Origin of the sequence: Herminiimonas sp. CN, from assembly GCF_000622895.1 — a bacterium.
In the GTDB taxonomy this organism is placed as follows: Bacteria; Pseudomonadota; Gammaproteobacteria; order Burkholderiales; family Burkholderiaceae_D; genus AVCC01.
This window is the reverse complement of the sequence record NZ_AVCC01000101.1, coordinates 1-10,272: the sequence shown is the minus strand read 5'-3', so window position 1 is coordinate 10,272 and position 10,272 is coordinate 1. Positions and strand designations below refer to the sequence as shown.

10 protein-coding genes are annotated in these 10,272 nt (G+C 57.5%); 8 read left to right on the top strand and 2 right to left on the bottom strand.

Annotated elements, in window-relative coordinates:
- Nucleotides 1-70: 70 nt before the first annotated feature.
- Nucleotides 71-859: a molybdopterin-binding protein gene (locus HMCN_RS0115725; RefSeq protein ID WP_025918276.1), complete on the bottom strand. Its 789-nt coding sequence runs from the start codon at nt 857-859 to the stop codon at nt 71-73.
- A 37-nt stretch (nt 860-896) separates the two neighbouring features.
- Nucleotides 897-1,739, bottom strand: coding sequence for an EI24 domain-containing protein (locus tag HMCN_RS0115720; RefSeq protein WP_025918275.1), 843 nt, complete (start codon nt 1,737-1,739; stop codon nt 897-899).
- A gap of 1,010 nt (nt 1,740-2,749) precedes the next feature.
- On the opposite strand from HMCN_RS0115720, the gene HMCN_RS0115710 reads away from it, so the two are divergent.
- The 8 genes from HMCN_RS0115710 (at nt 2,750) to HMCN_RS0115670 (ending at nt 10,090) form a co-directional block, all read left to right on the top strand.
- Nucleotides 2,750-3,346: a hypothetical protein gene (locus HMCN_RS0115710; RefSeq protein WP_025918273.1), complete on the top strand. Its 597-nt coding sequence runs from the start codon at nt 2,750-2,752 to the stop codon at nt 3,344-3,346.
- Nucleotides 3,347-3,616: 270 nt separating this feature from the next.
- Nucleotides 3,617-3,856: a hypothetical protein gene (locus tag HMCN_RS0115705; RefSeq protein WP_025918272.1), complete on the top strand. Its 240-nt coding sequence runs from the start codon at nt 3,617-3,619 to the stop codon at nt 3,854-3,856.
- A 193-nt stretch (nt 3,857-4,049) separates the two neighbouring features.
- The gene (locus tag HMCN_RS0115695) at nt 4,050-5,039 is read left to right on the top strand and encodes a hypothetical protein (RefSeq protein ID WP_025918271.1); all 990 of its coding nucleotides are present in this window, start codon (nt 4,050-4,052) and stop codon (nt 5,037-5,039) included.
- Nucleotides 5,036-6,616: a hypothetical protein gene (locus HMCN_RS0115690; RefSeq protein ID WP_025918270.1), complete on the top strand. Its 1,581-nt coding sequence runs from the start codon at nt 5,036-5,038 to the stop codon at nt 6,614-6,616. Before HMCN_RS0115695 ends, HMCN_RS0115690 begins: the two co-directional genes overlap by 4 nt.
- Entirely contained in the window at nt 6,606-6,857 is a 252-nt protein-coding gene (locus tag HMCN_RS0115685; protein ID WP_025918269.1) for a hypothetical protein, read from the top strand. The genes HMCN_RS0115690 and HMCN_RS0115685 overlap by 11 nt, the downstream gene beginning before the upstream one ends.
- Nucleotides 6,844-8,190, top strand: coding sequence for a hypothetical protein (locus HMCN_RS0115680; protein ID WP_155837603.1), 1,347 nt, complete (start codon nt 6,844-6,846; stop codon nt 8,188-8,190). Before HMCN_RS0115685 ends, HMCN_RS0115680 begins: the two co-directional genes overlap by 14 nt.
- Entirely contained in the window at nt 8,190-9,254 is a 1,065-nt protein-coding gene (locus HMCN_RS0115675) for a hypothetical protein (RefSeq protein WP_025918267.1), read from the top strand. Before HMCN_RS0115680 ends, HMCN_RS0115675 begins: the two co-directional genes overlap by 1 nt.
- Nucleotides 9,255-9,523: 269 nt before the next feature.
- Nucleotides 9,524-10,090 (top strand): hypothetical protein, encoded by a 567-nt coding sequence (locus HMCN_RS0115670; RefSeq protein WP_238552207.1) that lies wholly within the window; start codon nt 9,524-9,526, stop codon nt 10,088-10,090.
- Nucleotides 10,091-10,272 lie beyond the last annotated feature (182 nt).

The following is a 10,272-nucleotide window of genomic DNA, read 5'->3' as shown; positions in this document are numbered from 1 at the left end:
TATTCCGCATATTTTTATTGCGGATATGAAATATACTCCAGTGAATATTGAAAATGCGCAAAATCAGCGGTTAGCTGTTCTGCGACAGATTGGCGCCCAGCGACTTAAGACCGTCCAGCATCTTCGCAAATGCGGCCTCGACCTGCGCCGGCTCGCCCTTGACGCCAAGCTCGATATGGCGGCGGGTCTGGGCATCGCCAACGCTGGGCAGGCTGAATATCTTGATCAGCGCGAATTCCGCTTCGATTGCCTCCATCAGCGGCGTCAGGTGCGATTCCACCGCGTCAAACACCAGCACCGATTTCTCCAGCCGCGCTTCCCGATGGAACAAATGCGCGTATTCGGCATCCAGCACCGACTCGATCATCGGCCCGGCCATCACCGGAAATCCGGGAACGAAATGATGCCGGTCAAACGAAAATCCGGGAATCTTATTGTACGGATTCGGAATGATCCTGGCGCCCTGCGGAAATTCACCCATTTTCAGGCGATGCAAATTCTCCGGCGAGTCCAGATCCGGAGCAACGCCAGCCTCGACCGCCATCTCCGTGATGCGCTCCTGAATCTTCGCTTTCGCCTCCGGATGCAAGGCCAGCGGCAGGCCCAGTGCGGCAGCCGCGCACTGGCGGGTATGGTCGTCGGGTGTGGCGCCGATGCCGCCGCAGCAGAACACGATGTCGCCGCCGGCAAACGTGCGGCACAAGGTAGCGGTGATGCGCGCACGCTGGTCGCCGATATATTCGGCCCAACCCAGTTGCAATTCGCGCGCCGACAGCAACTCGACCACTCTGGAAAAATGCTTGTCGGCCCGCTTGCCTGACAGGATTTCGTCGCCGATGATAATGAGTCCGATAGCCATGGTATTGAGTCTCTTGTATAGGATGGAAGAAGCAGCGTCAGTCGATGCTCTTGGGTATTATGTGCGGCGACTGGCTGCCTGCAATATCTGCCGCCCGGTATTTTTGCAGCGCCGCAAGGCAATAATACTGGAACCACAAGCCGGTGAACACGAACACCAGCACGTACAGCCAGATCGATGCTGCGGCCAGCAGCGGAAAAAAAATTACCGACAATGCGCCGCCCAGCCACAGCAAGGTCGGGGCCGCGCCCAGCGCACCGCTCGCCGCGCCGATCACCAGCAACGGCCAACGATGGATGCGCAAAATCGCGCGCCGCTCCGCGGCATCGGCATAATCGGCCAGCGCATCGTAAGCCATCACCCGATATGTCAGCCAGCCCCACAATGCCGTCAGAACGATAAGGCCCAGCGGCGGTACCAGCGACAGCGGCAAGGTCATCAGCCACAACAGCACGAAGATCAGGAACGAGGAAGCCGACATCCACAGACTGCCCCAGAACGAGCCGCCCTTGCGCGCTTCCAGCCCGGGAAAATGGCGCTGGCCGACATGCCTGACTATAATCGGCATCGCAATCAGGCCGATGCACAACAAGGCGGTCAAAATCATCAGGGGCAGCAATAGCCACATGGCAATCAACGGCACCAGCACCGTCTTCAATGCCCCCAAACCCAGCAGCGCCAGAACATTGCCGGAAATCCGGAAGCCGTCATTTGCAAGAAAGTACTCCTGCAGCCAATCGATCAATGGCTGCAGGCCTTGCCACAATGCCACGCCCCAGATCACTAGCGACAGCAAAAACGGCAGGATCGTCAGTAGCAGCATCCGGTAGTGCAACTGCGACAGGAGTGCTCTGCCGAAAGCGGTTAATACTGGACGCATCAAAAAATCCTTCTTTGTTGTCAGCCATGGCAAATCACCAAGCGGAAATTAAGTTGACCCTCAGTAAGAATCGAAGCCAAGTTAATTTGCACTCAGCACGAAGCAATCGGGATAGGGGCGGCCTTTTGGCCGGTCCCCTCCCACACCACCCGGCATGCGGGTCCGCACCGGGCGGTTGAAACGGTTGAGGTCGGCATGCCTATACCCGAACATGACGCCTGGGTTTATCTGGTCCCGACCCGGCCGATCTGGTTCTTCGCTGTCACCGCACTTCAGGCTTCACCTGTTGCGCGTTGCGTAACGAGCCCCGTATCCGGGCATCTGAAGCATATCCATCTCGGATGGTCAGGCAGACTTACCCTCCCGCTCCTTTGGCCCTTCGTCGGCGGTTTCGGCCTTCCCGACCCAACCTCCGACTACTATGGCCGCTGCTGACTTCTCGCTCCGGCTTGCGCCGTCGCCCTTTCAAGCGCAAGACGAGATCTCCCCAGGTAAGAACGCACTCCTTCCCTGCACAACCGCCGGATCTACGCCGCCTTTCATTGACCACAAGAGCTTCGCGGTTTCTGGCCCGCTCGCCCTGATCGACAGCGCCTTCTATCCGATTCTTGTTCATCGGCTCGCAGTTTCGCTCCACGCTTCCTCCCCACGATTGGTCGCCCTTCCGCAGTTGCGCTTCACTTCGTTCGCTGTGGTCAGCTCACGGCGGGACTTTCACCCGCAAGAGTGCGCCCATGCTGGGCGCACCAAATAAAAAAGGCCGGTAGATTAAAAATCTACCGGCCTATATTGTTCTGGCTCCCCGAACAGGTCTTACTGCGAACCATTGAGCTCTGCGTAAAACTTCCAGATAGACTTTCCTCGCTGCGTGCGGCCTAGCAGTCGAGCCAAGAGAATATTACACCAGTAAAGCGAAGCCTGAAAGGTTTCCGTCAAGCAAACATGGTTTATTATGATGTTTCCGAGAGCCTCGCTATACGGGGCTTTTTTTATGTGGACAGGGAGATGGGATGCGACTGATTATTTGCGGGCTGATGCTCATTTTTCTGACGGCTTGCGGGAAGAACGAGCAAGAAAAGGTAGCGTCGAGTGTGGTGCCTGCCGGCGACAAAGCTTCAGCGCCAGTCCCCGCCGGGTTTTATCCTCCGTCTGCGACCACTTCTGTAGCCGACGCGCGACCTACGCTCGGAGTGACATACGCACAGGTAACAGCCGACATTGAAGATGAGATGACGCTACAGAAGGTAGGGGCTTTGTCTGACAAAACGCCAAGGTATTCTTTTGAATCCAGAAATGGCGCTGTGATGATGAATCTAATTGGGCAAAAGAATGACTTGGATCGAATTTCGTATATGTTCCCTAACAACTATCCAGACACAAAAAAAGCAGTCGTTGATTTAGGCGTTCTTGGGAGCGGGTTTAAGATAGCGGTGCCAGATTGTGGCGAAGGCTGTTATGAGTGGTTGAAGAACACTCTTAACGGTATTGGTAGCAGCATGAAAATCGTTGGGAACAAAAGAATAACTCATGAAAATCTCAAATTCGCGCATATGATCATCATCTCGCATAAGGATAGTCCACTGGTTATTGAAGACAATCCTGAGTGACGAAAAACGAAGCTTGACAGCTTCAAATACGGAGGGTATGTTTCGCTTAAGTGTGTAAGAACACGAATCGTAGCGGAATGCATCCCCGACAGACAGATGCATTTTTTACGTCCATATGGTTTACTGTCCATGGGCGCGGTGGAACGGGAATACAAGACCCGCAAGGGGAATACCGTTCGCTCGGCTACGTACGAGTTCTTACCACTCGCGCCCACCAATTCGCGTAAGAACGAATTGGCGGACTTCCCAAAGTCTCACGTAGGAGCAACCATGTCTAACGCCACACTGCCGCGCGCCCGCGCCATCTTTCCCCGCCCTGAAACCGATGCATTGCTGGAAGCATGGTTTGCCTATGACGCGAAGCTGAAGGCAGCACCCTGCCTGAGTGCAATGACGCAGCGCCGTCGCGATGTTGCTGCCGATGCTCTGTACGATTTAATGTTTCTGGCGTCTACCGCACTGACCAAAGCGGATGTGCCGCCGCCGCTTGAGCTGGCCGCTTACCGTTAAAGCATTGCGCAGGACAGCGCAATTTTCAGTTGTTCGATATTTGCGAACAACTGAAAATGCTTAACGAATGGGACATCGTTCATAGCAGCGCAAGCCGTGATTTTGCTTGCGCTGCCTAACAACTCACCCCCTCCTTTTGTATGGACGATGGCGGCAAGATGGGCGAATCTCAACTTGTGCGCCCTCCTCTCTTGTGTCCATTAAAAAAGATCATCGCTCGCAGTTGAAAGAGGTCACGTTCCGCTGCGGCCGGCACGGCGCGTTCAAGGCCGAGCCGGCGCGGGTGGATGCGGATCCTGAGGATGCGGTGCATCCGTGGCGCTATTTTGCGTTCTGTCCGGATTGCGATGCCGAGTGCGGCCAGGCGCATTGGGAGCGCTCGTTGCTCAAGGCCTGGCAGAAGGCGACCGGGCCGACTTCCGACGAGGGCAAGGCCGCCAGTGCGGAAAATCTGGTCGGGCATCCGACCAAGGAAGAGAGTTTGCGGACGCGCTTCAACGCGATGAAGCACGGCGCGTCGGCCAAAGTAGCGACGTATTTCCCTGCCAAGCCGGACGGTTATGCATTGTGCGCGACCTGCGACGTCGATCGCTATTACTGTTCGCAGCAGCCGTGCTGCGTCAAGCAGACGCAGAATTTCATGCTGCATCACGCCGCTTTCGAGCAGCGCAAGCCGGGCATGCTGACCGGCATGTATGCGGACATGCAGGCGGCGATCTTCTCGATCCTGCAGCAGATCATCATGACGATCATCGCCGACGGCGTGAAACTGACCCGGCCGGAGTTCCATTTCGATGAAAGCGGGAAACTGAGCCTGGCGACCTATACCGATGAGCTGGGCGAGAAGCGCACCATCATGGAAGTGTCCGCGCATCCGTTATTGAAAGCGATGTCGGAGCTGCTGACCAAGAACAATATGTCGCTGGCCGACATGGGGATGACCAACAAGGTGATCGAGGCCGAGGATATGCTGCCCGGCCAGGTATCGCGCAACGTGGTGCCGCTGATTTCGGACGACGAATACCGCCGGCAGCAGATCGCCGCGCTGAAAAACCTGTCGGACAAGGTGATGCGTTCCAACAAGCTGACCTCGGCCGATCCTGTATTGGTGGAGTTCGGGCGGGAGAATGGCGCAGTGGGCGAAGTCATCGATGTCGATGCCACTGACGTGAGCGAGCAATGAGCGGGGAGCGCGTCTCTTCCACTCAGCGGCTGAAGGTGGCCAGCCGCGCCGAGGTCGAGATCCTGCGTTACAAGGATGACCATGCGCTGTGGCACAAGCATGTGCATGGCGTGGATCTGGACCCGATGCAGGTGCTGAAGTGCATCGAGATGGATCTGCACCCGAATACGGTGGATTATTCCTGCCGGCGCGGCCGCAAAACATCGGCCAAGGAGTTGCACGCACTGAAAAACAATGCCTGCAACCCGCACCAGGAGCTGGGCATCTTCTCTCCACGCCAGCAGCAGTCGCAGGCGAACCTGAAATACCACATCGAGGCGATCGACCGCTCGCCGATCCTGTCCGGCTACATGGGCTACAAGAGCGGCCGGGTGCAGAAGTCCGACACCAAATACCAGTTTTACAACAAGAGCCGGGCGCAGGCCTACGGGATCATGTCGCAGATCGACGGTGACGGCCTGTCGTATGCGTCGCTGGAAGAGATCGACGATATGCCGGTCGAACGGCTGTATTCGCGGCTGTTCCCGATGCTGGCCGGCACCCAGCGGCTGGGCGCTCCGGAGGGCACGACATTCAAGCCGCAGATCCGCATTACCGGGGTGTTCAAGGGCGCCGACACGCTGTCGGGCCTGATCGATTCCGGCGCTTACCATGTGCTGCCGGTGGTGAATGTCTATCTGGCGCTGGAGCTGGGGATTCTGGATCAGGAATACATCGCGCAAAAGCGCAACGAAATGCCGAGCGGCGAGTACATCCGGCAATACCTGTGCAAAAACGTCCAGGCGCAGAACCATATATGGGAGAAATACATCCGGCTGGCGATGTCGATCGGGCTGCAGGCGCGGCTGGAAGCGGCCGGCCCGTTGCCCGGTGAACGCTACAAAAAGCGCGGCATCATCTCGTTCGGCTACGATCATACCGGCCACGGCGAGAGCCTGACCGCTTCCAAGTCGGCATTGGTGGTGTGCGAGCAGCTGGGCAATTTCGTTTTCTTCCCATTCGTCAAATCGTGGCTGCCCGGCACCGATGACAACGTGGTGCGCCGCGACCTGGTGGAATTCTGGCGCTATTTCCGTCCGGAATACGCGCTGGGCGATGCCTACGGGGTCGGCATGCTGACCTCGGTTAACGATGACCTGTACTCCGAAGGCTTGACGCACCTCGACCGGCGCGCAATCGGCGACGGCGACAGCAATGCCAGCACCTGGCAGGAATGGGCTTTCGCGCCGATCCGCTTCGAGGGCATGACAAAGCACGGCATGGCATCCAGCCTGCGCGCTGTGCTGCATAACCGGCAGGGTGCGATCGCGCCGTTCGACGAAGAGAGCGCAGCCGACGATGACCGCGAGTGGCAGAGCTTTATCAAGCAGCTCGGCAACATCAAGCAGGTGGCCAACCGCAGCGGCAGTTACCCGAGCTATCGGCAAGTTGACATCAAGATCGGCGACGACTTTTTCGACGCCGCCTGCGCCGGGGTCTGGGCCCTGACCACGCGCGGCGCCGACCATGTGCCGACCATCATCAGCGGCCGCACCCAGAGCCGCGCACAATTATTAGGAGCAGGTTATGGCCGATGAACATCAGTACAAGGCAAATGCGGCGGTATCGGTCAGGCCCAAGCCGGCCGCCCCGGCTGCCGCACCAAAACCGCTGCCGCCGTTGAGCGAGGCCGAGCATGCGCGCATCAAGCAGACCATCGCCACCGTCAAGGAAGAAATGCCGGAGCTGCTGCCGATGATCAAGGATCTGCACGCGCTGGGCATGATCGACGGCTGGCGCTCCGTCACCATTACGAAAGTCAAAGATGATGCTCATTAGCAAACTGGGCGGCATGCTGCGCTCCCTGCTGCCGAATGCCCCGCAGAAAACCAGCTCGGAGACCGGCACCAGGCTGCGCGAGGATGCCCGGTACCGGGAGCTGTACCGGCAGTTTTACGTCGATCCGGAAGTGCGCGAAGCGATCACGGGCATCCGCGAGATGGACAAGCTCGACGGCCGGGTCAAGATGATCCACAGCCGGGTGGCGCGCGACATCATCAAGGGTGGGCTGGTGATGCAGCTGGCCAAGCCGGACGAAGCGGTGTCGCAGGCGTGGGAAGACTTCCGCCGGCGCTGCCAACTGGACCGGCATGAAAAACTAAAATCCGATGCGCGCGGGCTGGTGATGGAGGGCAATCTGCCGCTGCAGATCATCGTTGACGATCGCGACAACGTCTGCGGCCTGGTGCGGATGCCGTCCGAGACCATCGTACCGAACGTCAATGACGGCGGCCAGTTCAAGGATGTGGCCGAGGCGTACTGGCAGCATGACCTGGTGACCGGCAAGCCTAAAGCCAAGTTCGCACTCTGGCAGCTGCACCTGGTCAGATTCGATCCGGACAATTTCGACGACATGGGCGCGCTGGGCCGGCCGTTTCTGGACGCCAACCGCACCACCTGGCAGAAACTGCGCATGACCGAGGAGGATCTGGTGATCCGGCGCCGGGTGCGGGCGCCGCTGCGGCTGTCGCATACGCTGGAGGGCGCGAGCGCGCCGGAGCTGGAATCCTATGAAGCCAAGGTGATCAACAAGCAGGGCGAAATCACCACCGATTATTTTTCGAATAAGAAAGGTTCGGTGAATCCAATCCAGGGCGACGCCAATCTGGACCATGTGGCCGATATCGCGCTGCTGCTGGACTGCTTCTTTTCCGGCTCGCCGATGCCGAAAGGTCTGGCCGGGTACACCGATGGACTGAACCGCGACATTCTGGAAGACCTGAAGCGCGATTATTACGATGAAATTGATGTACTGCAGGACACGCTGGCCTATGGCTATCAGCAGGCCTTCCATATCGACCTGCTGCTGAAGGGCATCAACCCGCTCGAAGCGGATTTCATGATTTGCTATGCGGAGCGCAGGACAGAAACGCCGAATCAGGCCGCCGACCGGGCGCTGAAGTTGCAGGCGCTGGGCATGCCGAAAAACCTGATCTGGCAGGAACTGGGCTACGACCCGGCCTATATCAACGAGATGCTGGAGCATCAGGCGAATACGGTGAACCCGTACCCGGATGATGAGGTGACGCCGGAACCCAAAGCGCCGCAGGTCAAGATCACCCCCGGTAACGGCCGCAAGGGCCAGTCCGCCACCAGCATCACGCACCGCTAATGGCACTGACACCCAAACAGCAGGCCGTGATCGCCGCCTCGGCCAAAGGACGCAAGGCGCTGCGCGAGCTCGATGCGCAGGCATTGGCCGACCTGGAAAAACAGTATGACGACGCGGTGCAGGACATCCGGCAAATGATCGCCGCTATGGCCGGTGCTGCGGGCGTGGTCTCCACCGCCGCCCTGCCCGCACTGCTGCTGCAGATCCAGGCGCGGCTGGGCAATCTGGCCAGCGCCCGGAATGCCGCGCTGCTGCAGGGCATCGACCAGGCCGCGACCATTGGCGTGACGCCCTTCACGCCGACCGTGAACGCGGCCCAGCTGGATAGCATCCGCGCCGAGGCGGTGCAGTTCGTGCGCGGCCATGTGGGTGCGGACAAACTCAAGCTGAGCGACAGGATCTGGCGCATCGACCGCCATGCTAATGAAATAGTGAGCCAGGCAGTGCAAAATGCCGTAGTGCGCGGCGAAGGTGCGGCGCAGGCGGCGCGGGATTTTCTGGCGCGGGGCATCCGGCCGCCTGCGGATATCGATCTGGCCAAAAATGCAGCCACCGCAGGCAATATCGCCGATTCGGTCGAAGAAGGGCTGATGACCGGGCGCGGCGCACCGCTGGACAATGCGATGCGCGTGATGCGCACCGAGATCAACCGCTCCCATACCAAGGCATACCAGAAAAGCGCCGCCGCCGACGACGATTCAATCGGTACCCAGTTCATGCTGTCGCCCCGGCACCCGCGCGTCGACATTTGCGACATGCACGCCCGCGCAAACCTGTTCGGTCTTGGCGCCGGGGTCTATCCACATGGCAGAAGCCCGCTGCCGGCCCATGTCAATACCCTGAGCTTCGAGGTGATCGTGTACCGGGATGAAGTGACGGATGCGGACAAGGCCGGCAAGCAAACTGTTGTTGAATTTCTGGACACAGTGCCAATCCCGGACCGCAAGGGCATCCTTGGTGTGAACAAGAACGAAGCGTTTGAGGCAGGCAAGCTTCCTGCGTCGCAGGTGAATAGCCGTTGGCGAGATGTGAAGAGGCGGATAAAGCGAAGCAAAGTGGATTAAAGGTGAAATGCCGAATTCGACCATGAGCGGGCGTTCACGAATTTACATGAAAGCGGTCACGCCAGTTATAGATACAACTTCTGATTTACACTCCTTCGAAAATTCGTCAATTACTGCTTTTCACGAAAATTTAGTACTGTTGACCATATAATCTATAAGCAGTAACCTTCCCTCGAAACGGCGTGCCCCGGCAAGCCGGATCACGTCTCCCATATCAAACGTTAGGTATTTAGATGCACGGTGAACTACCCACAGCGTCCTTAGCAGGAATGGCCACTATCGTTGCGGCGCTTATTGCTGGCGCAATCTCCTTCGTCAATCTGACCCTTACGAAAGAACAAAAAACATCCGAGTTTCGGCAAGCATGGATTGATGCGCTCAGAGAAGATCTGGCTACTTTTTTTGCAACTATTCGCGCGTTCTCTCGAGCCCATCAAGAATTACAACTCTTTGGCAAGGACAACAAGGATGACGCACCCCTAGCAATTACGGGCGAGATGGTCAGCAACCTTCGTTACCAAGTTGCTGAAACAAAGTATCGGATCCAACTTCGCTTGAATCCAAAGGAGAAGGAGCACATTGAGCTGTTTCGCCTAATGAACGTTGCAATGGATACGCAACAACGCGTAATAGAGCGTAAAGCTGAGACCAATGAAACACTTTTGGCAGTTGAAGCAGCTGCTAGTTATGCTCCTGATGTTCTGAAAAAGGAGTGGGATCGTGTTAAAAAGGGTGAATTCCCATTCCGCTTAGTTCGCAACTGGATTGCACCAGCCATCATCATCATCTCGATTGGATTGATGACTATGTTTTGGTTCGGAATGCTAAATACATAACCCATCTTTATTGATTCCCCAGCAGGCTTTTCCTGCTTCAGCCCGCACTTCTTGCCATAAGTTTAACGTCCGTTTTTATGATGCTCGACAGGCGGCAAAGGGGTGTATGCTGACACTTAATGTCCCATTTACTGGGGCTTTTTTTCGCCCAAAAGATAACAATCCCCCCCCTCCCTTTCGTT

Bases quoted from the DNA above. Each gene is read 5' to 3' on its own strand.
- HMCN_RS0115690 (WP_025918270.1), top strand. From the start codon at position 5,036: ATGAGCGGGGAGCGCGTCTCTTCCACTCAGCGGCTGAAGGTGGCCAGC.
- HMCN_RS0115670 (WP_238552207.1), top strand. From the start codon at position 9,524: ATGGCCACTATCGTTGCGGCGCTTATTGCTGGCGCAATCTCCTTCGTC.
- HMCN_RS0115680 (WP_155837603.1), top strand. From the start codon at position 6,844: ATGATGCTCATTAGCAAACTGGGCGGCATGCTGCGCTCCCTGCTGCCG.
- HMCN_RS0115710 (WP_025918273.1), top strand. From the start codon at position 2,750: ATGCGACTGATTATTTGCGGGCTGATGCTCATTTTTCTGACGGCTTGC.
- HMCN_RS0115705 (WP_025918272.1), top strand. From the start codon at position 3,617: ATGTCTAACGCCACACTGCCGCGCGCCCGCGCCATCTTTCCCCGCCCT.
- HMCN_RS0115685 (WP_025918269.1), top strand. From the start codon at position 6,606: ATGGCCGATGAACATCAGTACAAGGCAAATGCGGCGGTATCGGTCAGG.
- HMCN_RS0115725 (WP_025918276.1), bottom strand. From the start codon at position 859: ATGGCTATCGGACTCATTATCATCGGCGACGAAATCCTGTCAGGCAAG.
- HMCN_RS0115720 (WP_025918275.1), bottom strand. From the start codon at position 1,739: ATGCGTCCAGTATTAACCGCTTTCGGCAGAGCACTCCTGTCGCAGTTG.
- HMCN_RS0115675 (WP_025918267.1), top strand. From the start codon at position 8,190: ATGGCACTGACACCCAAACAGCAGGCCGTGATCGCCGCCTCGGCCAAA.